Origin of the sequence: Clavibacter nebraskensis NCPPB 2581 (assembly GCF_000355695.1) — a bacterium.
Classification (GTDB): Bacteria; Actinomycetota; Actinomycetes; order Actinomycetales; family Microbacteriaceae; genus Clavibacter; species Clavibacter nebraskensis.
This window is the reverse complement of sequence record NC_020891.1, coordinates 538049-564386: the sequence shown is the minus strand read 5'-3', so window position 1 is coordinate 564386 and position 26338 is coordinate 538049. Positions and strand designations below refer to the sequence as shown.

Here is a 26338-nt window from a genome sequence, read left to right as displayed (position 1 = left end):
CGGATCCCCGGGAGGCGCACGTGCTCGAGATGCGACGGCTGCGGCTCCTGCGCGAGCTCAAGCTCCGCGGCACGATCGGCGCGGTCGCCGACGCGCTGTCGTTCAGCCCGTCGTCGGTGTCGCAGCAGCTGTCGCAGCTGGAGCGCGAGGCGGGCGTGACGCTGCTGCGCCGGGTCGGCCGGCGGGTGGTGCTCACGCCGCAGGCCGAGATCCTCGTCGAGCACACGACGGCCCTGCTCGAGCGGCTGGAGCGCGCCGAGACCGAGGTGAACGCGTCGCTCGCGAACGTGTCCGGCACCATCCGCGTGGCCGCGTTCCAGTCGGCGCTGCTCGCGCTCGTGCCGCCCGCGCTCACGATCCTCCGCGACGACTACCCGGACCTGCGGGTCGAGATCACGATGCGCGAGCCCGAGTCGGGCCTCCACGACGTGTGGGCGCGCGACCACGACCTCGTCATCGCCGAGCAGTACCCGGCGCACGCGGCACCCAGGCCGGCCGACCTCGACCGCGAGGAGCTGTGCGTGGATCCGCTCCGCCTCGGCCTCCCGCCCGGCCGCGACGACGTGCGTTCCATCTCCGACGCGCGCCGCCTGCCCTGGGTGATGGAGCCCGCCGGCACGGCCTCGCGCCACTTCGCCGAGCAGGTGTGCCGCGTCGCGGGCTTCGAGCCGGACGTGCGGTACGTGACGGCCGACCTGCAGGCGCACATCGACCTGGTGCGCGGCGGGCACGCGGCCTCCGTGCTGCCCGACCTCGTGTGGGCCGGTCGCGAGCCCGACGTGCGGCTGATCGGCCTGCCCGGCTCGCCGCGGCGCACGGTGTTCACGTCGTCGCGCGTGGGCAGCCTCGACCGGCCGGGGATCCGCGCATGCCGGGACGCCCTCGCGCGCGCCGTGGAGGTCATGGGGACCGGCGCGGGCTGACCCGCGGCCGGGCGCGCGCATCCGGGCGCGGACGACGACGGGCCCGGATCCGCGCGGGATCCGGGCCCGTCGTCGCGGGGCGTGCGCGGTCAGGCCGCGGGCGGTCCGCCCTCGGGCGGAGCGTCGCCCATCACCGGGGCCGCGGCGCTCGCGGCCGGCTTCCGCCGCCCGGTCACCACGATAAGCACGACCGCGGCCGCAGCCAGCACGACGATCCCGATGCTCACGCCGACGATGACGCCGAGGTAGGGCGTGACGCCCTGCTCCTGCCCGGCCGCGGTGCCCGCGTCCGTCGACGAGCCGGCGCCGCCGGACCCGCCCGACGCGGCCGCGCCGGATCCGGCCGCTCCCTCCTGCGCCGCCGCGCAGCCCGGGCCGTCGGCCGTGCCCGAGGAGGCGGTCACCCCCGCCGGCGCCTGGTACATGAACGCGATGGAGTCGGAGACGGGGTGCCCGTCCGCCGAGACCACGCGCCACGTGACCGTGTACTGCCCGGATCCCCCGAGCGCGACGGGCACCGAGACGGTGCGCCCGGAGTTGGTCGCGCAGCCGGTCTCGAAGTGCATGCCCTGCGCGTCCGGTCCGGTCACCTGCACGATGGACGAGCCGCCCGCCCCGGTCCCGGAGCCGGTCGAGGCGTCGCCGCCGGCACCGCCCGGAGTGCCGAGGTCGAGGATCACGTCGTTGAAGGTCAGCGTCACCTCCGACGGCGGCGCGTCGATCGTGGATCCGGCCGCGGGCGAGCTCGACACGAGGTAGTCGTGCGCGGACGCCGACAGCGCGCCGTCGGGCCCGCTCCCCTGCGCCAGCCCCGCGAGCGCGAAGGCGCCGGTCGCGAGCGCGGCGCCCGCGACCGCCGCGGCGAGCGTCCGGAGCGGCCGCCGGCCGGCGCCGCCCCTGGCCGGGATCCGTCCGCCGGGCGTCACGCCTGGCCGCCGCCCTCGCGGCGCACGCGGGTGAGGGCGAAGACGGCGACCACGAGGGCCACCGCGCCGAGGGCGAGGCCGCCCACGCCGAGGCCGACCGCGACCGCGCTGCTCGTGGCGCTGGTGTCCGACGCGGCCGTGGTGACGGTGGCGTCGGGCGCCGCGGTGGTCGTCATCGCGCTCATGGAGTCGGCGGGCGGGGCATCGTCCACGTAGAGCGTGGGCGCGGGGTGCTCGGGCTCCTCACCGGAGGCCGGGGTGGCCTGGTCCCAGTCGACGACGGATCCGTCCGAGTAGCCCTGGTGCGCCGAGAGCATGATGCTGCCGGTGTCGGGCACCGGTCCCACGGAGACCGTGAAGCGCTGGAACTCGCCGGCCTTGAGGCCCACGCCGTCGTCCGCCGTCCAGGTGACCTCGATGGGCGCGTCCGTGATCGTGGCGTCGTCCGTCTTCACCGGGGTGTCGAGCTTCTCGGTGGTGACCTTCGCGGTCCAGCCGGGGACGGGCTCGGTGGAGAGGCTCGAGAAGGGGGTGTCCTTCGGCAGGTCGACCGTGACGCTCGTGGTGGTCGCGGTCGCGGACTCGGTGGGGACCTTGAAGGTCAGCGTGCTGTAGCTGCCGGCGGCCGCCTGGTCGGGCGAGACGCGCACGTGCGCGGAGGCCGCGAGCGGCACGGCGACGGCGAGCACGACGCCGCCGACGAGCGCGGTGGCCGAGCGGAGGATCCGGCGGCGGGGGGCGGAGGTGGATGAGCGGTTCATGGCATGTCCTGTTCCGGGCCGCGCGGGGCGGCCCCGGGAGCGGACGCGGCGGTGCCGGCGTCCGGGGAGGGAGAGAGGAGGGCGGGCGATGCTCGGGCATCGCGTCCGCGGCGCGAGCGGGCTCGCGCGGTGGGCGGAGGATCCGCGGGTCGCGGGATCCGGCCGGCGCGTCAGGCTGCGGCGAGGGCGCGAGCGCGCGGCGGGCCGCGGTGCCGCAGGCGCCCGAGCCGGGCGCAGAGGTCGCGCAGCGCGAGCGGCGCGCGGGCGGCCCGGGCGAGCTCGGTGGTGCGCCGCCCCTCGGGCCGGAGGAACGGGATCGCGAGGGCGTGCACGACGCGCAGCGCGGACGCGTCGACGAGCGCGCGGATGGCGGCCTCGCCGTGCCGCAGCGCGAGCACGGTGACGACCAGGGCCGCGCCGTGCGAGAGGAGCATGCCGGGGTCGACCGCGCCGGCCGCTCCCGAGGGCGCGGCGTCGAGGCCCGGGAGCACGATCGTCGCCGCACCGTGCCCCATGCCCGCGTGCGGATCCGCCGCGACGGAGGCCGCGGAGGCGTCCCCGGCCGCCGTGAACAGCCCGTGGAAGAGGAGCTGGCTGACGCCCACCGCGGCGACGAGGCGCCACAGCGCGGTGCGGGCGCCGGCGAGCGCGATGGCCGCGAGCGACGCGAGGGCGAGCCCGAACGCGACGACGCCCCACGACGGAGCGGCCCCGCCGCCGGCCTCATGGAAGAGCGCGGCCACGAACGTGGCGGTGGCGGATGCGGCGAGCCCCCGGATCACGCGCTGGACGCGCGGCGGGATCGGTGACGGGGACGGGGCGGGCATCGACAGCGAGTGTAGATGAGCGGCCCGGGAGGACGCGGCGACGGCGGATGCCGCCGTCGCCGCGCCTGGCGCTACTGCGGCGGGTTCGCCGGGTCGAACGCCTTGGTCGTCGGGATGTCGGCAAACCCGCCGAGCCCCCCTTCGCCGTATCCGCGGTCGACCTTCGAGGTGTCGCCGCGGAACTGGAGCTTCACCGTCGGCCCGAGCGTCCCGCCGCGGCGGAAGGACTCCTTCGTGCCGACGGCGTCGATGAACGACTCCACCAGCCCGCCCGGGAGGATGTAGCTCGAGTACGCCTGGAACGCGCCCGGCGTCTGGTTGTAGTCGGGCGCGTACGCGGTGCCGCCCGCGTAGTTGAGGTTCGTCGGGTTGCCGAGCACGAGGCCGGATCCGCCGTTCATCGGCTTGTAGTCGCTGCGGAGGCCGTTGCCCACGAAGCCGTAGACGCCCTCGGGGCCGTCGATGCCGTTCGCGAACGTCGACCGGTGGCTGATCGTGAACAGGTAGTGCTTGCCGTTCTGGATCATCACCTCGGGCCGCTCGGTCTGGTCGGTGACGCACGCCGACTCGAGCAGCGGATCCAGGTAGTGCCACTTCGTGAGGTCCGCGTCGTCCGCGACCGCCAGGCCGATGGACGCCATCTGCAGGTTCGCGCCCGTGGCGGTGACCTCCTTCGAGGACTCCGCCGCCGGGTCGCCCTTGCGGTAGCCGAGGTCGGTCGCGTCGCACTGCCGCTCGCCGCGCTTGCCGGCGACGTTCGCCTCGAACACCATGTACGTCTTGCCGGGGTGGTCCGGATCCGTGAACGTGAAGGGGTCGCGGAAGTTCACGTACGGGTTCTGGTCCCTCGTCTGGTACCGCTGGCCGTCAGGTCGCAGGAGCGGGGTCACCGTCTCGAAGCCGGCGACCTTGACCGCGCCGTCCCTCTTCTCGAGGCGTCCCTGGCTGAGCGAGATGACCGGGTCGGCGGGCTTCACATCCTGGTCCTTCGCGTCGCGGTAGAACGCCACGTCGGTGAAGAAGAGCTTGACCGTGCCGTCCGCCATGATCCGCGCGGAGCCCGACCACTCGGCCTGCTGCGTGAACGACTGGTCGGGGAAGATCCCGTCCGTGACGCCGTACTCGAACACGTTGCCCTGGTACGTCCAGCCGCCGTTCTCGGGCTGCTGCTCCGCCGGGATGCCGGTGGGTCGCGTGAAGTAGCCGATCTTCGCCGCCGTGTGCCGTTCGTCGAACGACAGGGTGCGCGGAGCCGTGAGCGCGAAGATCACGTCGTAGCCGTCGACGCTATAGGTCTGGCCCGAGGAGTCCGTCAGCGGCCAGGTGTCCCAGACGTACGCCTGGTCGGTCATCGATGGGAAGTCCTGCGGCACCTGCGGCATGGTCTGCGCCTCGGGCATGGAGTTCTGCCGGGACGGGGCCTTCGGGTCGGACAGCTTCGCGATCTGCTTGGCGTCCGCCCGGGTCCAGTGGGCCGTGAAGTCGTCCTCGGGCGCGTACGCCTTCTGGGTGTGGACGGTGGGCCGCGGCGGCGTCGTGCCCGCGGCCTGGGCGGGTCCCCCGGCGAGAAGCGCGGACGCCACCACCAGGGTCACTGCGGCGGACGCGGACAGCCCGCGCCTGATTCTCTTTGTCACCTGTTCTCACTCTCGTTCTCGTGTCAATGAGTCCGATCGCGTCGCGCGGTGCACGCTCCCCCGGTCGGGGAGCCTAGGGGGTGACGGGCCGTTCCCGCGCCCCCGGACGGGGTCGGCCACGGATCCCGGGCGTGTCCCCCGGATGGGGTGGACGTGGCCCGGCTGACCCTGTACTGTCTCCGGATCGGTCGTGCGGCGGTGCATGCTCTCCCGCTCCGCTCCGCCACCCGTCTGCCCCCGATCGCCCACCGCGAGGAGTCCGACGACATGACCGCATCCCCGTCGCGCCCGCCCGCCGCGGGCGTCGCGACCCGGCTGCGCGACCGCATCCGCCCCCTCGCCCGCCGCCATCGCCGCGCGCTCATCACGATCGGCGCGATCCTCCTGGTCGCGGCGCTCGTCGTCGCCTGCCGCGGCATCACGGGCGCCGACCGCGGCCCCGTCGAGGCCCCGCCGCCCTCGCCCCGCGCCGCCGACGACCGGATCCACATCCGCCCGTCGGGCGAGTTCATGAACGACCCGCAGCGCCCGTTCCTCCTCGACGGCGTCTGGCACGCCTACGCCCTCGTCAACGTCGACCACCCGGGCGGCGACGGATCCTCGTGGCGGCACTACACGTCCGCCGACCTCGTCTCGTGGCACGACGAGGGCATCGCGATCGACAAGTACGACACCCCGCTCGGCGACGCCGAGACCGGCAGCGTCGTGGTCGACACCGGGAACACGTCCGGGCTCGGCGCGGGGACGGTGATCGCGATCCTCACGCAGCAGTCCGATGGCGTGCAGCGGCAGTCCCTCTACTACTCGACCGACGGCGGCTACCGGTTCCAGGCCTACGCGCAGAACCCGGTCATGGACAACCCGGGCGGCCCCGACTTCCGCGACCCGAAGGTGGTGTGGGACGGCGCGCACGGCCGGTGGAGCATGGCGCTCACGGAGGGCCGGCGCATCGGCTTCTACACGTCGCCCGACCTCATCCACTGGACCTACCGCTCCGACTTCGCGCGCGGCGACCTCGGCACGCTCGAGACCCCGGACGTGTTCCCCATCACGAGCGCTGGCGATCCCGACCGCGTCCGCTGGGTCCTCGGGGCGGGCGCGAACGGCGCCGCCCAGGGCCGTGGCACCGGGTATGCGTACTGGGTCGGCGACTTCGACGGCGAGCGCTTCACGACCGACGACGACGCGCCGCGCTGGCTCGACCAGGGCGCGGACCTCTACGCCGCGGTCACGTGGGCGGATCCGGCCGACGGCGCAGCGTCCACCCGCCGCTACGCGATGGGCTGGACGAGCAGCTGGGACTACGCGGACCGGCTCCCGCTCCGGGACGGCGGCGCGGGCGGCGGCCAGTCGCTCGTGCGCGAGCTGCGGCTGGTGCCGGACGGCGACGGGTGGGCGCTGCGGTCGTCGCCCCTCGACGCGTTGGCCGCGCGCGAGGGCGACCCGCAGCCCGTCGCCGACACGCGCGTCGATGCGACGACCCCGCTCGCCCCCGCCCCGGGCGGCCCGTCGCGCCTCCGCCTCACCCTCACGCCCGACCCGGCGGATCCCGCGCGCGAGACCCGCGTGCGGCTCGCCTCCCCCGAGGGGGGCACCGTGACGGTCGGCTACGACGCGGAGCGCCGGCAGGCGTTTGTCGTGCGCGACGACGACCCGGACGGGATCATGCCGGACGCCTACGACCGGCCCGCGACCGCCCCGCTGCCCGACGTGGCGGCCGGGGATCCGGTCACGCTCGACATCGTCCTGGACGACCGCACGCTGGAGGCCTTCGTCGACGGCGACGGGGCCGTCCTCACGAGCGCGACGGTCGGGACGCTCGACGCCGCGGGCCTCTCCGTCGAGGCCGTCGACGGCACGACGCGCGTGACCGACGCGAGCTGGACCCCGTTCGACGTCGGCCGCTGAGCAGCCCGTCGCGGAGGCAGCGCGCCCCCGATCAGCCGGCGGCCGCGTCCTCCGCCAGCGCGCCCGTGAGGCGCCCCACCACGTCGTCGAGCGCGTCGCGCAGCGCCTCGAGCTCGGCGACGGTCATGCCGGTGCGCGCGGCCGCCTGCGCGGGCACGTCGACCGCGCGGTCGCGGAGGTCGCGGCCCGCGGCGGTGAGGGAGACCACGACCACGCGCTCGTCCGCGGCGCTCCGAGCCCGGTCGACGAACCCGGCGGTCTGGAGGCGCTTGAGCAGCGGGGTCAGCGTCGCGGGCTCCAGCTGCAGCGCGGATCCGAGGTCCGAGACCGAGCGCTCGTCCCGCTCCCACAGCGCGAGCATCACCAGGTACTGCGTGTGCGTCAGCCCGAGCGGCTCGAGGATCGGCCGGTAGACGGCCACCACGGTGCGGGCGGCGACGACCGCCTGGAAGCAGACCTGGCTCTCGAGCGCCAGGGGGTCCGTCACCGTCATCGCATCCTCCTCGGCCGGCGCCGTGAACTATTCGGCACTGGGGGAGATGCTACGCACATGCGCGCATCAGCCCGCGACGACGAGCTCCACGTTGATGTCGTCCGGGTCCTGCACCGAGAGGATCGACATGCCCGTCGGGAAGTCGATGACCTCGCCGTGCGCGATGCCGCGCTCCGCGAACAGCGCCGCCGCACGGACGAGGTCGTCGCGCGACCCGACCTGGAGGCTCACGTGGTCGAGGCCGCGGGTCGCGGGGTCGAATGCGGCGCCGTCGCCCGCGGCCCCGCCGTCCGAGACGGGACGGAGGCCGAGCAGCTGCGAGCCCACTCCGTAGATGACGCCGCCGAAGTACTGGGCGGGATCCTCGCGCACGGCGGGGTCGCTCACGTCGCCCTCGCTCTCGATGGCGGGGGTGAGGCCCAGCACGCCCTCGTAGAAGGCGCGCGAGCGGCCGAGGTCGGTGACGGAGAGGCGCACGTGGTGCACGCCGGTGATGGAGTCGAGGGCTGTGGTCGCGCTGGTGACGGTCATCCTCCGACGCTAGAACGGTCGGCGCCGGGCGTCCCGGGCCGCTTCGGTTTCCGACCACGGCCCCGCACGCGGCGCCCGGAGGCGACGACCGCGCACCGGTCAGTCGTGCAGGTCGATGCCCCAGGTGCCCGACCACTCGGATCCAGGCGCGAGCGTGATGAGGCCGTCGCCCGAGTTGAACGCGTCGGCCGGCGCCGTCATCGGCTCCACCGCGACGGCCCACACGTGGCCGTCGGCGACGGGGTACCACGGCGTGACGAAGACCTGCCAGTAGGTGAACTCGCCATCGGCCCAGATCTCGGTGCGGCGGCCGTCGGGAGCCTGGACGCCGTGCCGCGTGACGCCGTCGACCACGCGGGCGTCGGCCCACGCGTCGTCGAGCTGCGCGTCGCGCACGCGCACGCCCTGGCGCAGGTCGTAGCGGGTGCCCTCGACCGGGGTCTGGGCGCCCGTGGGGTTGAGGCGCACGGGATCCACCTCGATGTGGGTGGGCGCGTCGATGACGACCTCGAGGTCCTCGGTGGGCACGTCGCCCACGCGGAGGAACGGGTGCGTCCCCACGGCGACGGGCGCGTCCGCGTCGCCGACGTTGCGGATCACGTGCGTGACGCGCACGCCGGAGCCCGTGAGCTCGTAGCGCACGCTCGTCTCGAGGGCGAAGGGGTAGCCGCGCTGCGGGTGGACGTCGGCGGCGAGCGTCACGGAGACCTCGTCGCGCTCCACGAGGCGGTACGGCGAGTGCAGGAGCAGCCCGTGGATCGCGTTCTCGCGGTCGACCTCGGTGATGTCGAGCTGGTGCGTGACGCCATCCTGCTCCCAGACGCCGTCGCGGATCCTGTTGGGCCACGGCGCGAGCACGATGCCGCTGCAGAAGGGGGGCCGGGCCTCGTCGGGGTAGGCCTGCACGAGGTCGGTCCCGTCCACCTGGAGCACGCGGAGCGCGGCGCCGACCTCGGCGATCACGATGCGCTGGGTCCGGCCGTCCACCTCCGCGACGAGCTCGTGCTGCTGACCGGTGGGGAGGCGGGGTACGTACGTCACGTCGTCGGGCACGCGCCGAGCCTATCCATACGAGGCGCTGTGGCGCCTCCCAGGGGCGCGGCCCTGCGGATCCCTAGGATCGTCGGCATGGCCCGGCATGAGAACGAGAAGGTACGCGCGATCCGCGAGAAGGCACGCATCGAGAGGGCCCTCGACGACCGGCGCCGCAAGCGCCGCCGCCTCATCACCCAGTTCTCCGTCGCGGGCGGCCTCGTCATCGTCATCGCGGCCATCGCCGGCGGCGTCTACCTCCTCGGGCAGTCCCAGGCGGCGAGCGCCGCGGGCCCCGTGCAGGACACGACGGCGGCGCTCTCCACGGGGGACCAGGTGCGCATCGCGACCGAGCCCACCGGCGTCAGCGTCGGGGCGGCCGACGCCCCCGTGACCATGGACGTCTACGAGGACTACTCGTGCCCCCACTGCGCGCAGTACGAGGCCGAGACCGGCCCGCTGCTCGACCGGATCGCCGCCACGGGCCAGGTGCGCATCGTGTACCACCCCATCCAGATCGTCACGAAGTACGGCGTGGTCGCGGGCAGCGCCGCCGCGTGCGTGCTCGCCGAGGAGCCCGACAAGTGGTCGGCCGTGCACTCGGCGCTGTTCGACAACCACTCCACCCTCACCGACTCGTGGACCCACGCCGACTTCGTCACCTGGCTCACCACGCAGGGCGTCACCGCGGACGCGGCGCGCACGTGCGTGGCCGAGGGCAAGTACTCGTCGTGGATCACGGGCAACACCTCCGACGCGACCTCCGCGGGCGTCACGGGCACCCCGACGCTGCGCATCCAGGGCGACATCATCACGACGGTCGCCGGCCAGGACCTCGTGGACGCGCTCACGAAGGCCGGCGCGGACCTGCCCGCCGGCATCGCGGCCGACAGCTGACCCGAGGGCCCGCCGGGCGCCGCCGCGGGACGGCGCTCAGTGCGTCCGGTGGTCCTGCACCGTCATGCGCGGGCCGAACCGCGGCTTCCGGAACCCGCTCGCCTCGATGAGGCGCATCACCCGCTGACGCTGGCCGCGCCATGGCTCGAGCAGCTCCAGCATCCCGTCGTCGTCGACCGCGTGGCCGACGAGGGCCCATCCCACGGTGTCGTGCACGTGGTAGTCGCCGACGCTGACGGAGTCGGGATCCCCGTGGGCGCGCTGCGTGGTCTCCGCGGCCGTCCAGATGCCGACCCCCGGGATCGACCGCAGCCGCCGCGTGATCTCGTCGCTCCCCCGGCCCAGCGCGAGCGTGCGCTCGAGGCCCGCCGCCGAGCTCGCGACGGAGATGAGCGTGCGCGACCGCTTCGGGTCCACGCCCGCGCGGTGCCACTCCCACGACGGGATGAGCCGCCAGCGCTCGGGCGACGGCAGCACGCGCATGCCGGTCGGCACGGGGCCGGGCGCGGGCTCGCCGTACGCGAGGATCAGCTGCCGCCACGCGCGTCGGGCCTCGAGCCCGGTGACCTTCTGCTCGAGCACCGCGGACGCCATCGCCTCGAACACGTGGTTCGTGCGCATCAGCCGGAGCGCGGGCAGGCGGCGGTGCGCGTCGCGGAGGAGCGGGTGGGCGGAGACGTCGAGGTCGGACCAGTCGTCGCCCTCGCCCAGCAGCTCCGGCACGCCGGCGACCGCCCACTCGGCGCCGGGGCCCCAGGCGCGCGCCTCGACGCCGCCGTCTGCGCGCGGATCGAGCCGTAGCGAGGCGTTCCCGAGTGGCGTGCGCGCCGTGCGCCAGACGCCGGCGCGGCGGGATCCGGGCGGGGCCGGGTCCCAGCGGCAGGTCGGATCCACGACGCCACGGAACAGCGGACGCAGCACAAGCCGCAGGTCGACCTCGCGGTCGGGCAGGTAGGTCGTGCGCGCGTCGGGGGCCGTCACCTCCGCGCCGCCCTGGTCCATCCCCTCAGGGTACGCACGGCCGCCGACCCCGCCCGGCCCGCCGCCGCGCGCGGAGCGTCGGCCGCATGACCGACACGACGAACGACCACCAGGACGACCGCGCGCGTCGCCGAGCTCGTGAAGGGCGCCCGCATCGCGCTCCTCACCACCGTCAACGCGCACGGGCAGCTCGTGAGCCGCCCGCTCGCCAGCCAGGAGCGCGACCTCGACGGCGACCTCTGGTTCTTCACGCAGGATCCGAGCGACAAGACCGCCGAGATCCGCGCGGACGACCAGGTGAACGTGTCGCTGCAGTCCGGCGACGGGTTCCTCTCCATCGCGGGACCGCGGAGATCACCCGAGACCGAGCGCGCTGATCAAGTACGCCAAGGCCGCCATCACGGGCGAGCGTCCGAAGGACGTCGGGGAGCGCGGCACCGTCGAGCTGTGATCCGCGCGCTAGCCGGTGATCGCGGCTGGCACGCCCGCGGCCGTGCCGTCCACCACGAGGTCGGCGCGGTCTCGGGTGCCTTCGATGAGGCGCGCGTTGACGCCGTCGACGTCGCGAGCCCACGCCGCGGCGGCATCGGGATCGCGTCCGCCGGCCGTGTGCCGCTCGACCAGGCGCGAGAAGCGCGCGTCTGCGGGGGTCTCGCAGAACCACGCCTCGTGGAACTCGGCGCGGAGCAGCCCCCACGGGCCGTCGTCCACGAGCAGGTAGTTCCCCTCGACCACGACGAGCCGGACGGCCGGATCCACCGCGATGGCGCCCGCGACGCCCTCGTCGACGGCCCGGTCGAAGGACGGCGCGTAGACGACGTGCTCGGTCTCCGCGCGGATCCGCCGCACGAGGGCGAGCACGCCCCCTCCGTCGAACGTGTCGATCGCGCCCTTGCGGTCGCGGCGGCCCAGCCGGTCGAGCGTGGCGTTGGCGAGGTGGAAGCCGTCCATCGGCACGTACGCCGCGGTGCCCTCGCCGTCCAGCGCGTCGATGCGCGCCACCAGCGCGCGCGCGAGCGTCGTCTTGCCGGCGCCGGGGCTGCCCGCGATGGCGAGGATCGCGCGGCGGCCGTCTCGGACGAGGCCGAGCGCGCGGCGCGCGAGGCGGTCGAGGTCGCCCGTCGCGGGCGAGGCGGGATGGGGGCGGCCGTCGGGTGCGGGGTCCATCCGGCCAGTCTCGCGGACCCGTGCCCCATGATGGACGAGTGCGCATCGGAATCCTCACCTCAGGCGGAGACTGCCCCGGACTCAACGCGGTCATCCGTGGGGCGGTGCTCAAGGGAACGACCATCCACAAGCAGGAGTTCGTGGGCTTCCGCGACGGCTGGCGGGGTGTCGTCGACGGCGACGTCATGCCGCTCGCGCGCCGCGACATCCAGGGCATCGGCAAGCAGGGCGGCACGATCCTCGGCACCAGCCGCACGAACCCGTTCGAGGGCGACGGCGGCGTGGAGCGGATCCAGGAGAACCTCGACCGCCTCGGCATCGACGCGATCCTCGCCATCGGCGGCGAGGGCACGCTCGCGGCCGCGAAGCGCCTCACCGACGCGGGGCTCAAGATCGTCGGCGTCCCCAAGACCGTCGACAACGACCTCGACGCCACCGACTACACGTTCGGCTTCGACACCGCGGTGCAGATCGCGACCGACGCCATGGACCGCCTCCGCACCACGGGCGACTCGCACAGCCGCTGCATGGTGGCCGAGGTCATGGGCCGCCACGTCGGCTGGATCGCACTGCACTCCGGCATGGCCGCGGGCGCGCACGCGATCCTCATCCCCGAGCAGAAGACGAGCATGGACGAGATCATCGGCTGGGTCCGCTCCGCCTACGACCGCGGGCGCGCTCCGCTCGTCGTCGTCGCGGAGGGCTTCATCCCCGAGCACGCGTCGGACGCGCACGGCGAGCGCGGGCTCGACGCCTTCGGCCGCCCGCGGCTCGGCGGCATCGGCGAGCAGATCGCGCCCATCATCGAGGAGCGCACGGGCATCGAGACCCGGGCGACGACCCTCGGCCACATCCAGCGCGGCGGCACCCCGTCGTCGTACGACCGCGTGCTCGCCACCCGCCTCGGCCTCGCCGCGGTCGACAGCGTGCGCGACGGGCACTGGGGCCGCATGGTCGCGCTCCGCGGCACCGACATCGTGCACGTGGGCTTCGAGGAGGCGCTCGGCCGACTCAAGACTGTGCCGCAGCACCGCTACGACGAGGCCGCGATCCTCTTCGGCTGAGCCCGGCCGGCCGGCGGATCGCCCTCGCTCGCGTCGCCGCGGCTCCCGGGCGTAGCGTGACGGCATGACCTACCGCGCGCTCGTGGCCGAGAAGACCGTACCCGACGACGGCTCGAAGGGCATCGAGGTCGCGCTGCGCGACCTCCCCGACGAGCAGGCGACAGGCGGCGCCGACGGACCCGGCGACGGCGAGGTCGTGCTCGACGTGCTCTTCTCCAGCCTCAACTACAAGGACGGCATGCTGCTCGGCGGCCGGCCCGGCATCGCGCGCACCAGCCCGCTGGTGGCCGGGATCGACGCGGTCGGCACGGTCGCGGCGGGCGGATCCGAGGACTTCGCGCCCGGCGACCTGGTCGTCCTGAACGGCGCCGGCCTCGGCGAGAGCCGCGACGGCGGGCTGGCCGAGCGCGTGCGCGTCCCGGCCCACGCACTGGTGCGCGTGCCCGACGGCATGTCCGCGGCGCGCGCCGCCGCCATCGGCACGGCGGGCTTCACCGCGATGCTCTCGGTGCTCGCGCTCGAGCGCGGCGGCGTGGAGCCCGGATCCGGCGACGTCCTCGTGACGGGCGCGGGCGGCGGGGTCGGATCCGTGGCCGTCGCGCTCCTCGCCCGCCTCGGCCACCGGGTGGTCGCGTCGACCGGCCGCGTCGACGAGCTCGGCGACCGGCTGCGCGCGCTCGGCGCGGCCGAGGCGATCGACCGCTCCGAGCTCGGCGAGCCGGGCCGACCGCTGCAGAGCGTCCGCTGGGCGGGCGCGGTCGACAGCGTCGGCAGCGCGACCCTCGTCAACGTCCTCGCGCAGACCCGCTGGGGCGGTGTCGTCACGGCGGCCGGGCTCGCGCAGGGCCCCGACCTGCCGGGCACCGTGCTGCCCTTCATCCTCCGCGCCGTCACGCTCGCCGGCATCAACTCGGTCGAGGCGCCGGCCGCGCTGCGGCGGGAGGCGTGGGCCCGGCTCGCGACCGACCTCGACCCCGCGCTCCTCGACTCCATCACGACGACCGTGCCGCTGGACGGCGCGATCGCCGCGGGCGAGCGGATCCTCGCGGGCGCGTCGAGCGGACGCGTCGTGGTCGACGTCCACGCCTGACGCTCGCCGTAGCTCCGTCCGCCGCCGCGCCACCCCGAGCGGGGGCCCGGCCGCGCTAGCCTGGGCGCGACGCGGCACGCTGCCGCCAGAGCGAGGGATCATGACCGCAGTAGCCGCCACCGGAACCATCTTCGTCGCGCTCGCGGCCCTGCTGCACGTGTTCTTCTTCCTCCTCGAGAGCGTCTGGTTCGAGAAGCCGTTCGCCTGGAAGCGCTTCGGCGTGGCCGACCAGGAGAAGGCGCTCATCATCAAGCCGTGGGCCTACAACCAGGGCTTCTACAACCTGTTCCTCGCGCTCGGCGCCGACCTCGGGCTGATCCTCTACTTCGTCGGCAACGTCCCCGCCGGCCTCACGCTCGTGCTGTTCACCACGGCGTGCATGGTGCTGGCGTCGATCATCATCGCGAGCACGGGCAAGAAGTACCTCATCCCCGCGCTCATCCAGGGCGTGCCGCCGCTGCTCGGCCTCGTGTTCTTCGCCGCCGCCTCCTGAGTCGCGGCCGAGGGTCGGCAGGACAGCGTCCGACGCCTCTTCCGCCCGGCCGGCAGATGAGGTTAGGCTCACCTACATCATGACCGTCGTCTCCCTCACCGAGGCCCTCCGCGACCGCGCACGACCGCGCGCCGAGGCGCAGGACGCGGACGATTTCATGACCGCGCTCGTCACCGGCCGCGGCTGCCGCGACGACTACGTCGCGCTCGTCGCCCAGCACTACTTCGTCTACCGCGCCATCGAGGCGGCGACCGCGCGCATGGCGGCGGATCCCGTCGCGGCGCGCTTCATCAGCCCCCGCCTCACGCGCCTCCCGGCCATCGAGGCCGACCTCGACTTCCTGGTCGGGCCCGACTGGCGCGATGTCGTCGAGCCGCTCGCGAGCACGGCCGCGTACGTCGAGCGGATCGAGCAGGTCGCGTCGGTCTGGGTGGGCGGCTTCGTCGCGCACCACTACACGCGCTACCTCGGCGACCTGTCCGGCGGCCGGCTCCTCCGCTCGCTCCTGCAGCGCCAGTTCGGCTTCGACACCAACGGCGTCGGGCTCTACCTCTTCGCGGAGATCGCCGAGCCGCGGCGCTTCTGCAGCACCTACCGGGAGGCGCTCGACCAGGCGCCGTGGGACGACGACGAGCGCGCCCGGGTCGTCGCCGAGGTCGAGCACGCGTACCGGCTCACCACGGACGTGTTCGCGGAGCTCGCGCGCGGGCGCGCCACCGCTCCCCTCCGCCGGGCCTGACCCGGGGCATCCCGCCGCCCGCCCGCCTCCGGGCGTCCACCCGGCCGGCCGGTCGAGCGTCCGGGGCCGGGCATAGGCTCCGGGCATGGACGGCTACGACCTCGACTTCCTGCCCATCGCCCTCCCGCTGCCGGAGGCCCCGGCCGTCGCGCGGCCCGTGCGGCTCGACTACCTGCACTTCACGGTGCTCATGGACACCGACCGGCGCCTCGCCGCGCTGACCGCCGTGAACATCGACGGCGCGCGCCTCGTCGACGTCGAGCGCTCCGACGACTGGCACCTGGATCCGCGCCTGCCTGCCGACCAGCAGTGCGGCCCCGAGCTGTACGCCCGCAACGACATCGACCGCGGGCACCTGGTGCGGCGGAGGGATCCCGTGTGGGGCGACATCGCGGAGGCCGCCCGCGCGAGCGCGGACACCTTCGTCTACACGAACGCGGCCCCGCAGGCGGCGGAGTTCAACCAGTCCAAGGAGCTGTGGCTCGGTCTCGAGGACTACGTGCTCGACAACGCGGACCTCGGCGACCGGCGCATGACGGTCCTCACCGGCCCCGTGTTCTCGGACGACGACCCCGTGTACCGCGGCGTGCGGATCCCGCTCATGTTCTGGAAGATCGCGGCCTGGGTCTCGGGCGACCGGCTCGCGGCCACGGCGTACCTGCTCGACCAGGCGCCGGAGCTCGGCGACCTGGACCGGCAGTCCGCGACGCCGGACGCACCGGAGCTCGGGCCGTACCGCACCTACCAGGTGGCGGTGTCGGAGATCGGCGCGCTCACGGGCTACGACGTGGCGCAGCTCGCCGCGGCCGACCGGCTCGGCGTGCCCGCGACCGCGCGCACCGGTACGCCCGCGGACGGGCGCGACGGCTGGGTCGAGCTGGAGCGGTTCGCGGCGATCACGCTCTGACTCACGACCTCATCTCCGCTTGGACGCTTCGGAGACACCGCCTACGGCTGCGAGGCCGAACGCAGCGGCCGCCACCGCGGAGACCAGCGCAGCAGCCGCGAAGGTCGACTGGGCGGATGCCGCGCCCGATATCGCCCCGCCGATGACGTTCCCCATCGGAATGCCCAGCCCGAGCGTCAGAAGACGGCTCGCGATCGCCACGCGGCCTTGGAGGGAGTCCTCAGCAACGCTCTGACGCAGGGCGGCGGCGCCCACGAAGACCACGACGAACGGTGTTGCCCATGCAGCGAGCAGCGAGATCGTGACCCAAGGCGGCTCCGGGAGCTGAAGGCCGGAGAGGAGCGCGGCGGCGAGGAGGAACCCCCACGCGGCGATCCGAAGGGGAGCATCTGCGAAGCGGATCCTCGTGAGGATCCAGGACCCGAGGACCGATCCGGCCGCGATCGCCGTGTACGTCGGTGCCACGAGCGCGCTGCCCGCAACGTCTCCGAAGCGCTGAGAGAGCAGCACCACGAGCTGCCCAAGCATGAGCCCCTCCGTCAGGGCGAAGACGAACGCCGCAGCCGTCGTCGTGGCCACCGTCCGTGTCTGCCGGATGAAGGCGAATCCCGACAGGGCGGCCGACCACCCGCCCGCCGGCCTCGAACCAGGTCGCGTCGCCTTAGCGTCGAGTCGCCCCCGGATCGACCAGAGGAGCACGGAGGAGATGACCAGGGCGAACGCCTCGAGAAGGAACACTTCCGTCGCGCTCATCACCACGAGCGCGACCCCCGCGGCCAGCGGGGCCGCGATCTCGACCACCGCAGCCGCGCCGGAGACCGTCGCGTTCGCCCGCTGGAGCCCGTCCGCGCCGACCAGGGTCCGCAGCGAGCCGGCGTTGGCCGCATCCGTCGCGACGAAGAGCACGTTCGTGACGACCAGCACCGCCACCAGCACAGCCGGGCCGAAGGCGCCCGTGGCCGCGGAGATCGGCACGATCGCCAGAGCGAGTCCGCGTGTGATGCTGCATGTCACCAGCACTGGTCCCCGCGGCCAGCGATCGACGAGGTGTCCCACGGGAATTCCGAAGACGAAGTACGTCGCCCCGCCGATGGCGGCGATCAGGCCCGTGAGCCCCGCGGAACCTGTCGAGGAATAGACCAGAACCGGGACGACGACCGTCGTGGCGGAGGCCCCGGCGATGGATACAAGCCGTGCCGCGAGGTACATGTGGAATGCAGTGGAAGGTGCATCTCCCCGGCGGCCCTCGCGTGAGATGAGGGGCATCACCTCGACGAGTGCTCGGGCACGAGGTGCCCGATGCGGAGAAGAGTCCGCCCTAGCGTGATCGCAGCGTCCGTCCCGATCTCGGATGCCAGTTCATCGACGCGGACGACGTGCCGCTCCCGCAGGATCGCGAGGGCGGGGACCGCTCCGGCCGACATGGCGTAGGTCCTCGCTCCGATCACGACTTGCACCCTCCCCTCCTCTGCCGCGGCGTAGGAGAGCGGGTCCTCGCCCTCGCGCCGCCGCAGGACCGACACCTCGCTCAGATCGGCCTCCGCATTCGCGACGGCCTCGAAGAACCCGATGCGTCCGGAGCCGAGCTGTTGGGCAGCCTCCTTGACCAGAGAACGTGCCGCCTCCTCGACCTGCAAACCATCCAGCTTCAGGACGAGCTTCTGCAACGCGCTCGCCAGGACCGTCGTGACCTCCTCGATCCGGGATGTGTTGAGGGTCGGTTGAGCGGCGAAGGCAGGATCGCCTTCGACGGCGTCGCGCACGACGTCCCCCAGCAGCTCGCCCAAGGATCGCGGCTTCGTCGTCACAGAGAGGTGCAGGGAGAGCTGGTCGACGGATGCCGCAACGGGAGGCGTCCCCCACGGCAGGTAGAGGACGTCACCGGGGCTCATGACGAACTCCATCGAGGGGGGACCGAGCGTGCTCGCGTCCAAAGCGTATCCGGCCGTCGGGCGCGGCCTCAGCGTGTCCCACACCTTCCACGACTTGGTGCCGCTGATTCGGATCACGAAGACCTCGGTGCTGTCCAGATGCGGGGCGAATCCCTGGACGCCGCCGCCGGGTGTGAGGAAGGACACGACATCGCTCCGGCATCCCAGGGTACGCGAGATCATGGTCGTGAGATCTCGCAGCCTCGCGTTGAAGTGGTTCATGGAGTTCCAGGTGATGGTCGCCCCTCCTCGGAACGCCTGGAGGACCTTGGCAGGGTCCACGACGTCATCCATGTGAGCCAGCTGCACACGAGCCAGGCGAGTGAAGACGCCGTCACGGATCTGATCCCCACCCTTCGCCATCCTGAAGTAGGGCGGCCGGATCGCCTCGCTGTTGAGGAGATCGTCGATGTCCCGAAGGCTCACGAGCTCCTCCGGAGACGAGATCGCTCCTAAGCGGAGCAGCGGCCTCGCATCCCGATACGAATCGAGGAACTCAGCTTCGTCACCTGCCAGGTCCTCGAAGGTCACGACGTCCATCTCTCCTGCCTCTCTCATGTGATCCGACCGACCTCCTCCGCGAGCCGGAAATCCTCGGGTAACCCGTCATCGCGCAGTACCGGATACCCGGCGCCGAGCATGTATGTGGGAAACTCGTCGCGAATATCAAGTCCGAGCATTTCCGCAACCCGCGTATCCTCGAAGCCGGCTGTTTGAAACGGCCCGAGCTGCAGCGCCGTCGCCGCCAGGGCAAATGTCTGACCGACATGCCCCACGTTATACATCCAGATGCGATATGCACGGGCATGGCGGTACTTGTAGGCGATTCGCGAAATCACGGAGGTGGTGAACACGGAGAATGCCGAATTCACCACGTGCGGCTGCTGCCCGACCATATCCAACAGATCCGAACGGGACGGCATATCCGCTATGCGTTCCAGCGAGTGCTCGAGCACGTGGTAATGGTAGATAGCCGGAACCAGCCCCTGGACGTTGAACGGCAGCACATAGGCTTCCACGTCGTGTCGCGAGCCGCCAGCCGGGCTCACTTTCACGAGCTGGGTCCCGAGAGGGCCGGTGTCCTGGAATCGCGTGACTCCGGAAGAACGGTTCAGGACGGTCGCCAGATCGTCGAGCAGCACTGGCCGCGCCAGGAAATCACGGTGCGTCCTCCGCGCTGCGAAGACGTCGTCGATCTCGGCCCTCAGCGGCCGATTGTGCCGGGAGAGGTAGACACGAGGCGCGTCCGGGTAGGTCTTGATGCGATTCGGCTGCTCCTCGCGGGAGAAACCGGCAGCGAGGGCGGCGGAACGCTCCGAACGGAACGGCACGAAACCAACGTCCATGGCAGCGTGATGGAACGACTCCGCGTCGGGTCCGAAAGTCGAGAGCGGCCCCGACTCCCCGCACCGACCAGTGTCGTCCCCGTGGTGCAGCAGCCCGTGCTCGACGAGCCTGCCGAGGAGCGCCCGGACGGCGGGCCGCTGGGAGACAGCGACCTCGCCCAACAGCTCATGCTCGTCAACGGGGACCGCCATGCGCGAGACGATTGCGAGCACATCCGACGAAACGGCCACGCGATCGCGGCTGTTGTGGTTGCTGAGCATCGGCCGCCCAGGCGACTCGCAGCGACGTGGGGCGGCAGCACGGTGTCCCGCTCGACATCGAGATGATGCCCCTACAGGACAGCCGAAATGGGCCGGAGACTTTGTCTACTGCTCCATGCCGCACACCGCGGCACCCGGGTGCCGGCGGCTACGCGGGCGGGGTCGCCGCGACGGCCGCGCGGGCGGCGGCCGGGAGCGCGCGGATCACGCGGTCGAGCGACGCCTCGTCGCTCGCGGCCGAGACGAACCAGGCCTCGAAGACCGACGGCGGCAGGCTGACGCCCTGGTCGAGCATGGAGTGGAAGAAGGCCGGGTAGCGCCACGTCTCCTGCGCCTGCACCGTGGCGTAGTCGGTGATCCCGTGCTCCGGCGGCGTGCCGAACGTGAAGCTGAAGAGGCTTCCCGCGCGCTGCACCGAGTAGGCGAGGCCGGCGCGGTCGAAGGCGAGCTCGACGGCGTAGATGAGGATGTCCGCCGCGATGTCGAGCGCGCGGTACACGTCCGCGTCCGCGAGGCGGAGGGTCGTGAGGCCCGCGGCGACGGCGACCGGGTTCCCGGACAGCGTGCCCGCCTGGTAGACGGGGCCGAGGGGCGCGAGGTGGTCCATCACGTCGGCCCGGCCGCCGAGCGCGGCGACGGGGAGGCCCCCGCCGATGACCTTGCCGTACGTGACGAGGTCGGGGGTCCACGCGTCGGGGTGGTCGGCCGCGAGCCCGGCGTTGTCGAGGCCCCAGTAGCCGGCCGGGTGCACGCGGAAGCCCGTGAGCACCTCGTCGGAGATGAGCAGGGATCCGTTGTCGTGCGTGAGGCGCGCGAGCTCGGCGGTGAAGCCGGGCAGCGGCGGCACGACGCCCATGTTCGCGGCGGCGGCCTCGGTGATCACGGCGGCGATGCGCGGCCCGTGCTCGGCGAGGACGGCGCGGACGGCGCCGAGGTCGTTGTACGGCACGACGATGGTCTGCGCGGCGATGGCCTCGGGGATCCCCGCGGAGCCGGGCAGCGCGAGCGTCGCGACGCCCGAGCCCGCCTCGGCGAGGAGGCTGTCGGAGTGGCCGTGGTAGTGGCCGGCGAACTTCACGAGGAGGTCGCGGCCCGTGAACCCGCGGGCGAGGCGGATTGCGGTCATGGTGGCCTCGGTGCCGGTCGACACGAGGCGCAGCTTCTCGATGGGGCGGCGGTCCGGGGATCCGTCGACGCCGGCGACGCGCACGCGCTCGGTGACGAGCTCGGCGAGCTCCGTCTCCGCGGGCGTGGTCGCGCCGAAGCCCAGGCCGAGGGCGGCGGCGTCCTGCACGGCCTCCACCACCTCCGGGCGGGCGTGGCCGAGGATCGCGGGGCCCCACGAGTTGACGAGGTCGACGTACTCCACGCCGTCCGCGTCGGTCACGTACGGGCCGGCCGCCTTCACCATCATGCGCGGCGTGCCGCCGACGGAGCCGAAGGCACGGACGGGCGAGTTCACGCCGCCGGGGATGACGTCGCGTGCGCGGTCGAAGAGGTCCTGGGAGTGGGTCACGGTGAGTCCTTCGGTGCCGGGCGGGGATCCGCTCGGAAGTGGGCCGGACGCTGGTCCGGCGAGGAGGAGGGCGGCGGCTCAGCGCCGGGCGAGGCGCTCGGCGAGCTCGACGGCCCAGTAGGTGAGGATCGCGTCGGCGCCGGCCCGCTTGATGCCGAGGACGCTCTCGTCGATGGCGCGCTCGCGGTCGATCCAGCCGTTCTGCGCGGCGGCCTCGATCATCGCGTACTCGCCGGATATCTGGTACGCCCAGACCGGCACGCTGCTGGTCGCGGCGACGTCGGCGAGGATGTCGAGGTAGCTCATGGCGGGCTTCACCATGACGACGTCGGCGCCCTCCTCGATGTCGAGCTCCACCTCGCGGAGGGCCTCGCGGCGGTTGCCGTTGTCCATCTGGTACGTGCGGCGGTCGCCCTGCAGCTGCGAGTCGACGGCCTCGCGGAAGGGGCCGTAGAAGGCGCTGGCGTACTTGGCGGCGTAGGCGAGGATCGCGACGTCGTGGTGCCCGGCGTCGTCGAGGGCCTCACGCACGGCGCCGACCTGGCCGTCCATCATGCCGCTGAGGCCGAGCAGGTGGGATCCCGCCTCCGCCTGGGCGAGGCCCATGGCGCGGTAGCGCTCCAGCGAGCGGTCGTTGTCGACCACGCCGTGCTCGTCGAGCACGCCGCAGTGTCCGTGGTCGGTGAACTCGTCGAGGCACAGGTCGGTCTGGACGACGAGCGCGTCGCCGACCTCCTCGACCGCGACGCGCGTGGCGACATTGAGGATGCCGTCGGGGTCGCTCGCGCCCGAGCCCTCGGCGTCGCGCACCGTGGGGATGCCGAACAGCATGACGCCGCCGATGCCCGCCTCGGCCGCCTCGACGAGCGCGCGCCGCAGGCTGTCGAGCGAGTGCTGGGAGACGCCGGGCATCGACGTGATGGGCGACGCCTCCGTCAGGCCCTCGCGCACGAACATCGGCAGCACCAGGTCCGCCGCATGCAGGCGCGTCTCGGCGGTGAGCCGGCGCATCGCCGGCGAGGTGCGGAGGCGGCGCGGACGGTAGTAGGGGGAGGTCATTCGGTGGTGCTCCGATCGAGGAGGTCGGCGAGGCCGGTGAGCCCCGCCGTGTCGGCACGCGGCTCCTCGTGGCGGGCGATCTCGACCAGCGACTGGATGAGCGACGCGGCCGAGCGCTCGGAGGCGACCACGTCGACGCGCACGCCGGATCGGCGCGCGTCCTTCGCGGTGCGTGGGCCGATGCAGGCGATGAGGACGCCGTCGGGGACGTCGCCCAGCTGCTCGTGCACCTGCTCCGCGACGCTGCCCGAGGTGACGAGGATCGCGCGGACGCGGCCGGAGGACACGTCCTCGCGGATCCGGTCGCTGACGGGGACGCCGACGGTGCGGTACGCGACGACCGAGCGGACGTCGTGGCCGCGCGCGATGAGCCCGTCGGTGAGCGTCGGCTTCGCGATCTCGGAGCGGAGCGTGAGCACGCGGCGGCGAGGGGATCCCGCGGCCATCTCGGTCCACTCGTCGAGGAGCGCCATGGCGGACGAGTCGATGGACGGCACGAAGTCGACCGTGTAGCCCGCGGCGACGAGCGCGGCGGCCGTGGTCTCGCCGACGGCCGCGATGCGCGTGCCCTCGGGCACGACGGCGCGGTGCGACGACAGCACGTCGACCGTGGTGGCGCTCGTGACGGTGAGCCAGTCGAAGGATCCCGCGGCGAGGTCGGCGAGGGCCGACTCGAGCGCCTGCGCGTCCTGCGTGGCGGCGAAGTTGATCATGGGCGCGACGACGGGCGTGGCGCCCTGCGCGCGGAGGTCGTACGCGACGCCGTCGCCCCACGGTCCGCCGCGGGGCACGAGGACGCGCCAGCCCTTCAGGGGCTTCTGGTCTGTCGAGGTCATCGGGTCCCTCCCAGCGGCGCGAGATCGGCCGCTCCGGCGTCGAGGAGCTCGCGGGACACGGGCCCCGAGAGCGCGGAGGCGGAAGCGCCCAGCTGCGCGAGGTCGAGCCCCGCCGTGTCGAGCTCGTGGCTCGCGGCCATGCGCTGCGTGCCGTCGGGCCGGTAGACCACGGCGGTGAGGGCGAGGCGGCCGCTCGTGACGGTGGCCCACGCGCCGATGGGCGCGGCGCAGCCGGCCTCGAGGGCGGCGAGCACGCCGCGCTCCGCGAGGACGGCGGCGTGCGTGAACGGGTCGTCGACGGCCTCGACGGCGCGGCCGACGACCGAGTGCGTCTCGGCGTCCTCCGTGCGGATCTCGAGCGCGAGCGCGCCCTGCCCGGGCGCGGTGGGCCAGCGGTCGAGCTCGAGGTGCTCGGTCGCGGCGGAGATCCGGTCGATGCGCTCGAGCCCTGCGGCCGCGAGCACCACGGCGTCGAGGTCGCCCGCGGTCACGCGGGAGAGTCGGGTGTCGATGTTGCCGCGGATGTCGACCACATCGAGGTCCGGGCGCTCGGCGAGGATCTGCGCGCGGCGGCGCGGGGATCCGGTGCCGACGCGGGCGCCGCGCGGCAGGGTCGCCAGGGTGAGGCCGTCGCGCGCGCAGAGCACGTCGCGCGGATCCTCGCGCACCGGCACCGACGCGACCGTGAGGCCCGCGTACGGCGCGGTCGGCAGGTCCTTGAGCGAGTGGACCACGAGGTCGCACTCGCCGCGGAGGAGCGACTCGCGGAGCGCGCTGGCGAACACGCCCGTGCCGCCGAGGCTCGCCAGGGACTCGCGCGACGTGTCGCCGTGCGTGGTCACGGGCACGAGCTCGACCTCGAGTCCCGACGCGCCGGTGATCTCCGCGGCGATCGCCCGCGTCTGGGCCAGGGCGAGCGCGCTCCCCCGGGTCCCGATGCGGAGGGTCGTCGTCGGAGCCGACGTCGTGGGACCGTCCGTCACGGTGCGAGCCCGGAGACGGCGGGCTTGAAGCCCAGCCGCACGTTCTCGCAGCAGCCGGTGCGGCACACGTCGTACCAGGGTCCGAGGTCGGTCATGTGGGGACGGTCGGCGGCCTTTACGCCGTCGCGGCGCTCCAGCACGAGGTCGATGAGGCCGTCGACGTACGCGGCGTGCACGCCCGGCGTGGGCACGCGCACCGAGTACAGGCCGTTCTCGGCAGCGGACTCGGTGGCCTCGTTGTCGAGGTCCCACTTGACCTCCATGTGGTCGCTCACGAAGCCGAGGGGCACGATCACGACGGCGCGGCGGCCCTGCGCGGGCAGCTCGCCGATGGCGTCGTTCACGTCGGGCTCGAGCCACGGCATCGAGGGCGGGCCGGAGCGGGACTGGTAGACGAGCTGCCACGGCACGTCCTGGTCGATGCCGAGCTCCTTCTTCACCTCGTGCATGACGACCTCCGCGACGGCGAGGTGCTGCGCCGCGTAGGCGCCGTCCTGGTCGAAGCCGCGCTCGGCGGGGCCGGACTTCGCGGCGTCCGACGACGGGATGGAGTGCGTGGAGAAGAGGATCTCGACGTCGGTCGCGAGGTCGACGGGCTTCCCCTCGGCCTCGAAGTGCGCGATGACGTCGCGGATCCCGTCGCGCGTGCCCTCGATGAATGGCGTGACGAAGCCCGGGTGGTCGAAGAACTGGCGCACCTTGTCGATGCGGATGACGCCCTGCAGCTGCGTGTCCTCGAGCGCGTCCGCGAAGTCCTCGCGGTACTGGCGGCACGAGGAGTAGGAGCTGTACGCGCTCGTGGCGACGGCGATGAGCTGGCGGTAGCCCTTCTCCTCGGCCTCGCGCAGCGCGTCGTTGAGGTACGGGCTCCAGTTGCGGTTGCCCCACAGCACGGGCAGGTCGATGCCGCGCTCGGCGAGGCGCGCCTCGAGGGCGGCCTTCAGCTCGCGGTTCTGCTCGTTGATGGGGCTGACGCCGCCGAACGCGCGGTAGTGGTGGGCGACCTCCTCGAGGCGCTCCTCCGGGATCCCGCGGCCGCTCGTGACGTTGCGGAGGAACGGGATGACGTCCTCCTGGCCCTCGGGTCCGCCGAAGGAGGCGAGAAGGATCGCGTCGTACGCGACGGGCTCCTCGACGTGGGCGGGGCCCATCTTCGCCGCCTCGCTCGCGGCGGACACGAGGGCGCCCGGCTCGCGCGGGGCGTCGGTGGCGGGAGCGGGCTTGCGACCCAGGTTCGCTGCGGCCATTACTGGAGGACCTCCACGAGCTCGGCGGTGGTGATGCGGCGGCCCGTGTAGAACGGGACCTCCTCGCGCACATGACGGCGCGCGTCCGTGTTGCGCAGGTCGCGCATCATGTCGACCAGGTCGACGAGCTCGTTCGACTCGAGCGGGAGGATCCACTCGTAGTCGCCGAGGCCGAACGACGAGACCGTGTTGGCGATGACGCTGCGGAAGGCCGCGCCCTGGCGGCCGTGCTGGGCGAGCATGCGCCCGCGTTCCTCGGGCGGCAGCAGGTACCACTCGTAGGAGCGGACGAAGGGGTAGACGCAGAGCCAGTCGCGCGGCTCGACGCCCCGGAGGAAGCCGGGCACGTGGCTGCGGTTGAACTCGGCGTCGCGGTGGACGCCCGCGGCGCTCCACGACGGGATGAGCGCGCGGATGAGGCGCGCGCGGCGGATCTCGCGGAAGGCCCACTGCAGGGTCTCCATCTGGGGGCCGTGGATCCAGACCATGAGGTCGGCGTCGGCGCGCATGCCCGAGACGTCGTAGAAGCCGCGGACGGTGACGCCCTCGGCCTCGACGATGTGGACGATGCCGTCGAGCTCGTCGACGGCCCCGGGGACCTCGCGACCGTCGAGGTCGTCGGGGCGGGCGGGATCGCGGCGGAGGACGGCCCAGAGGGCGTAGCCGCTGGGGGATGCCGCGGGGGTCGACCCGTCGTCAGGACGGGCCTCTCCGGGGGACTCGATCGGGGGGACCTGAGATGCCGCCGACTCGGCAGCCGGGATGCTCATGATCTCCATGGTA

Annotated in this window: 26 protein-coding genes and 1 pseudogene; 9 read left to right on the top strand and 18 right to left on the bottom strand. The window is 73.3% G+C overall.

The window, feature by feature from the left end; genetic code table 11:
* The first annotated feature begins 20 nt into the window (after nucleotides 1–20).
* Nucleotides 21–923 (top strand): LysR substrate-binding domain-containing protein, encoded by a 903-nt coding sequence (locus CMN_RS02820; protein WP_015489343.1) that lies wholly within the window; start codon nucleotides 21–23, stop codon nucleotides 921–923.
* 89 nt (nucleotides 924–1012) lie between these two features.
* Here the strand turns inward: CMN_RS02820 and CMN_RS02815 are convergent, their stop codons facing one another.
* From CMN_RS02815 to CMN_RS02800, 4 genes are all read right to left on the bottom strand, one after another.
* The gene (locus CMN_RS02815) at nucleotides 1013–1849 is read right to left on the bottom strand and encodes a copper resistance CopC family protein (protein ID WP_015489342.1); all 837 of its coding nucleotides are present in this window, start codon (nucleotides 1847–1849) and stop codon (nucleotides 1013–1015) included.
* Nucleotides 1846–2610, bottom strand: coding sequence for a YcnI family copper-binding membrane protein (locus CMN_RS02810; RefSeq protein ID WP_015489341.1), 765 nt, complete (start codon nucleotides 2608–2610; stop codon nucleotides 1846–1848). The genes CMN_RS02815 and CMN_RS02810 overlap by 4 nt, the downstream gene beginning before the upstream one ends.
* A gap of 170 nt (nucleotides 2611–2780) precedes the next feature.
* On the bottom strand, nucleotides 2781–3437 hold the full coding sequence (locus CMN_RS02805) for a hypothetical protein (RefSeq protein ID WP_015489340.1): 657 nt from the start codon (nucleotides 3435–3437) through the stop codon (nucleotides 2781–2783).
* A 71-nt stretch (nucleotides 3438–3508) separates the two neighbouring features.
* A complete protein-coding gene (locus tag CMN_RS02800; RefSeq protein ID WP_015489339.1) occupies nucleotides 3509–5074 on the bottom strand; it encodes a glycoside hydrolase family 68 protein in 1566 nt (521 codons plus the stop codon).
* Between the two features lie 267 nt (nucleotides 5075–5341).
* Between CMN_RS02800 and CMN_RS02795 the strand changes: the two genes are divergently transcribed.
* Complete coding sequence (locus CMN_RS02795; RefSeq protein WP_015489338.1) at nucleotides 5342–6982, top strand: glycoside hydrolase family 32 protein; 1641 nt, start codon at nucleotides 5342–5344, stop codon at nucleotides 6980–6982.
* Nucleotides 6983–7013: 31 nt separating this feature from the next.
* On the opposite strand, the gene CMN_RS02790 is transcribed toward CMN_RS02795, so the two are convergent.
* From CMN_RS02790 to CMN_RS02780, 3 genes are all read right to left on the bottom strand, one after another.
* On the bottom strand, nucleotides 7014–7475 hold the full coding sequence (locus CMN_RS02790; RefSeq protein ID WP_015489337.1) for a MarR family winged helix-turn-helix transcriptional regulator: 462 nt from the start codon (nucleotides 7473–7475) through the stop codon (nucleotides 7014–7016).
* Between the two features lie 66 nt (nucleotides 7476–7541).
* Nucleotides 7542–8006 carry a VOC family protein gene (locus tag CMN_RS02785; protein ID WP_015489336.1) on the bottom strand — a complete coding sequence of 155 codons (465 nt, stop codon included), beginning with the start codon at nucleotides 8004–8006 and terminating at the stop codon, nucleotides 7542–7544.
* Between the two features lie 99 nt (nucleotides 8007–8105).
* Nucleotides 8106–9059, bottom strand: coding sequence for an aldose 1-epimerase family protein (locus CMN_RS02780; protein ID WP_015489335.1), 954 nt, complete (start codon nucleotides 9057–9059; stop codon nucleotides 8106–8108).
* 75 nt (nucleotides 9060–9134) lie between these two features.
* Between CMN_RS02780 and CMN_RS02775 the strand changes: the two genes are divergently transcribed.
* A complete protein-coding gene (locus tag CMN_RS02775; protein ID WP_015489334.1) occupies nucleotides 9135–9935 on the top strand; it encodes a DsbA family protein in 801 nt (266 codons plus the stop codon).
* A gap of 36 nt (nucleotides 9936–9971) precedes the next feature.
* On the opposite strand, the gene CMN_RS02770 is transcribed toward CMN_RS02775, so the two are convergent.
* Nucleotides 9972–10937: a DNA-3-methyladenine glycosylase family protein gene (locus CMN_RS02770; RefSeq protein ID WP_045929090.1), complete on the bottom strand. Its 966-nt coding sequence runs from the start codon at nucleotides 10935–10937 to the stop codon at nucleotides 9972–9974.
* Between the two features lie 117 nt (nucleotides 10938–11054).
* Here CMN_RS02770 and CMN_RS15535 point away from each other — a divergent pair.
* Nucleotides 11055–11243 (top strand): annotated as a pseudogene (locus tag CMN_RS15535) (pyridoxamine 5'-phosphate oxidase family protein); the annotation flags it as partial.
* Nucleotides 11244–11375: 132 nt separating this feature from the next.
* Here CMN_RS15535 and CMN_RS02760 read toward each other — a convergent pair.
* Entirely contained in the window at nucleotides 11376–12083 is a 708-nt protein-coding gene (locus CMN_RS02760; protein ID WP_015489332.1) for a nucleoside/nucleotide kinase family protein, read from the bottom strand.
* A 38-nt stretch (nucleotides 12084–12121) separates the two neighbouring features.
* Between CMN_RS02760 and CMN_RS02755 the strand changes: the two genes are divergently transcribed.
* The 5 genes from CMN_RS02755 to CMN_RS02735 all read left to right on the top strand — a co-directional run bounded on the left by CMN_RS02755 (nucleotide 12122) and on the right by CMN_RS02735 (nucleotide 16376).
* Complete coding sequence (locus CMN_RS02755; protein ID WP_015489331.1) at nucleotides 12122–13147, top strand: 6-phosphofructokinase; 1026 nt, start codon at nucleotides 12122–12124, stop codon at nucleotides 13145–13147.
* Nucleotides 13148–13211: 64 nt separating this feature from the next.
* Complete coding sequence (locus tag CMN_RS02750) at nucleotides 13212–14237, top strand: MDR family oxidoreductase (protein WP_015489330.1); 1026 nt, start codon at nucleotides 13212–13214, stop codon at nucleotides 14235–14237.
* 100 nt (nucleotides 14238–14337) lie between these two features.
* Nucleotides 14338–14730, top strand: a complete 393-nt coding sequence (locus CMN_RS02745; protein ID WP_015489329.1) for a DUF1304 domain-containing protein — start codon at nucleotides 14338–14340, stop codon at nucleotides 14728–14730.
* A 79-nt stretch (nucleotides 14731–14809) separates the two neighbouring features.
* Nucleotides 14810–15469 carry a biliverdin-producing heme oxygenase gene (locus CMN_RS02740; protein WP_015489328.1) on the top strand — a complete coding sequence of 220 codons (660 nt, stop codon included), beginning with the start codon at nucleotides 14810–14812 and terminating at the stop codon, nucleotides 15467–15469.
* A gap of 85 nt (nucleotides 15470–15554) precedes the next feature.
* On the top strand, nucleotides 15555–16376 hold the full coding sequence (locus CMN_RS02735) for a DNA/RNA non-specific endonuclease (protein ID WP_015489327.1): 822 nt from the start codon (nucleotides 15555–15557) through the stop codon (nucleotides 16374–16376).
* A gap of 9 nt (nucleotides 16377–16385) precedes the next feature.
* Here the strand turns inward: CMN_RS02735 and CMN_RS02730 are convergent, their stop codons facing one another.
* The 9 genes from CMN_RS02730 to hemQ form a co-directional block, all read right to left on the bottom strand.
* The gene (locus CMN_RS02730) at nucleotides 16386–17585 is read right to left on the bottom strand and encodes an MFS transporter (RefSeq protein WP_041465224.1); all 1200 of its coding nucleotides are present in this window, start codon (nucleotides 17583–17585) and stop codon (nucleotides 16386–16388) included.
* Between the two features lie 56 nt (nucleotides 17586–17641).
* On the bottom strand, nucleotides 17642–18847 hold the full coding sequence (locus CMN_RS02725; protein WP_041465223.1) for a JmjC domain-containing protein: 1206 nt from the start codon (nucleotides 18845–18847) through the stop codon (nucleotides 17642–17644).
* A gap of 14 nt (nucleotides 18848–18861) precedes the next feature.
* On the bottom strand, nucleotides 18862–19914 hold the full coding sequence (locus tag CMN_RS02720; protein WP_015489324.1) for a SagB/ThcOx family dehydrogenase: 1053 nt from the start codon (nucleotides 19912–19914) through the stop codon (nucleotides 18862–18864).
* A gap of 148 nt (nucleotides 19915–20062) precedes the next feature.
* Nucleotides 20063–21430, bottom strand: coding sequence for a glutamate-1-semialdehyde 2,1-aminomutase (gene hemL / locus CMN_RS02715; protein WP_015489323.1), 1368 nt, complete (start codon nucleotides 21428–21430; stop codon nucleotides 20063–20065).
* 78 nt (nucleotides 21431–21508) lie between these two features.
* Nucleotides 21509–22489, bottom strand: coding sequence for a porphobilinogen synthase (gene hemB / locus CMN_RS02710; protein ID WP_015489322.1), 981 nt, complete (start codon nucleotides 22487–22489; stop codon nucleotides 21509–21511).
* Nucleotides 22486–23325 carry a uroporphyrinogen-III synthase gene (locus CMN_RS02705; RefSeq protein ID WP_015489321.1) on the bottom strand — a complete coding sequence of 280 codons (840 nt, stop codon included), beginning with the start codon at nucleotides 23323–23325 and terminating at the stop codon, nucleotides 22486–22488. The genes hemB and CMN_RS02705 overlap by 4 nt, the downstream gene beginning before the upstream one ends.
* A complete protein-coding gene (hemC, locus tag CMN_RS02700; protein ID WP_015489320.1) occupies nucleotides 23322–24308 on the bottom strand; it encodes a hydroxymethylbilane synthase in 987 nt (328 codons plus the stop codon). The genes CMN_RS02705 and hemC overlap by 4 nt, the downstream gene beginning before the upstream one ends.
* Entirely contained in the window at nucleotides 24305–25555 is a 1251-nt protein-coding gene (locus tag CMN_RS02695) for a ferrochelatase (RefSeq protein WP_015489319.1), read from the bottom strand. Before CMN_RS02695 ends, hemC begins: the two co-directional genes overlap by 4 nt.
* Nucleotides 25555–26325, bottom strand: coding sequence for a hydrogen peroxide-dependent heme synthase (hemQ, locus tag CMN_RS02690; protein ID WP_015489318.1), 771 nt, complete (start codon nucleotides 26323–26325; stop codon nucleotides 25555–25557). Before hemQ ends, CMN_RS02695 begins: the two co-directional genes overlap by 1 nt.
* Nucleotides 26326–26338 lie beyond the last annotated feature (13 nt).

Bases quoted from the DNA above. Each gene is read 5' to 3' on its own strand.
- CMN_RS02735 (WP_015489327.1), top strand. From the start codon at position 15,555: ATGGACGGCTACGACCTCGACTTCCTGCCCATCGCCCTCCCGCTGCCG.
- CMN_RS02795 (WP_015489338.1), top strand. From the start codon at position 5,342: ATGACCGCATCCCCGTCGCGCCCGCCCGCCGCGGGCGTCGCGACCCGG.
- CMN_RS02760 (WP_015489332.1), bottom strand. From the start codon at position 12,083: ATGGACCCCGCACCCGACGGCCGCCCCCATCCCGCCTCGCCCGCGACG.
- CMN_RS02720 (WP_015489324.1), bottom strand. From the start codon at position 19,914: ATGCTCAGCAACCACAACAGCCGCGATCGCGTGGCCGTTTCGTCGGAT.
- CMN_RS02695 (WP_015489319.1), bottom strand. From the start codon at position 25,555: ATGGCCGCAGCGAACCTGGGTCGCAAGCCCGCTCCCGCCACCGACGCC.
- CMN_RS02810 (WP_015489341.1), bottom strand. From the start codon at position 2,610: ATGAACCGCTCATCCACCTCCGCCCCCCGCCGCCGGATCCTCCGCTCG.
- CMN_RS02805 (WP_015489340.1), bottom strand. From the start codon at position 3,437: ATGCCCGCCCCGTCCCCGTCACCGATCCCGCCGCGCGTCCAGCGCGTG.
- CMN_RS02705 (WP_015489321.1), bottom strand. From the start codon at position 23,325: ATGACCTCGACAGACCAGAAGCCCCTGAAGGGCTGGCGCGTCCTCGTG.
- CMN_RS02745 (WP_015489329.1), top strand. From the start codon at position 14,338: ATGACCGCAGTAGCCGCCACCGGAACCATCTTCGTCGCGCTCGCGGCC.
- hemB (WP_015489322.1), bottom strand. From the start codon at position 22,489: ATGACCTCCCCCTACTACCGTCCGCGCCGCCTCCGCACCTCGCCGGCG.
- CMN_RS02770 (WP_045929090.1), bottom strand. From the start codon at position 10,937: ATGGACCAGGGCGGCGCGGAGGTGACGGCCCCCGACGCGCGCACGACC.
- CMN_RS02725 (WP_041465223.1), bottom strand. From the start codon at position 18,847: ATGGACGTCGTGACCTTCGAGGACCTGGCAGGTGACGAAGCTGAGTTC.
- CMN_RS02775 (WP_015489334.1), top strand. From the start codon at position 9,135: ATGGCCCGGCATGAGAACGAGAAGGTACGCGCGATCCGCGAGAAGGCA.
- CMN_RS02785 (WP_015489336.1), bottom strand. From the start codon at position 8,006: ATGACCGTCACCAGCGCGACCACAGCCCTCGACTCCATCACCGGCGTG.
- CMN_RS02730 (WP_041465224.1), bottom strand. From the start codon at position 17,585: ATGTACCTCGCGGCACGGCTTGTATCCATCGCCGGGGCCTCCGCCACG.
- CMN_RS02750 (WP_015489330.1), top strand. From the start codon at position 13,212: ATGACCTACCGCGCGCTCGTGGCCGAGAAGACCGTACCCGACGACGGC.
- CMN_RS02740 (WP_015489328.1), top strand. From the start codon at position 14,810: ATGACCGTCGTCTCCCTCACCGAGGCCCTCCGCGACCGCGCACGACCG.
- CMN_RS02790 (WP_015489337.1), bottom strand. From the start codon at position 7,475: ATGACGGTGACGGACCCCCTGGCGCTCGAGAGCCAGGTCTGCTTCCAG.
- hemQ (WP_015489318.1), bottom strand. From the start codon at position 26,325: ATGAGCATCCCGGCTGCCGAGTCGGCGGCATCTCAGGTCCCCCCGATC.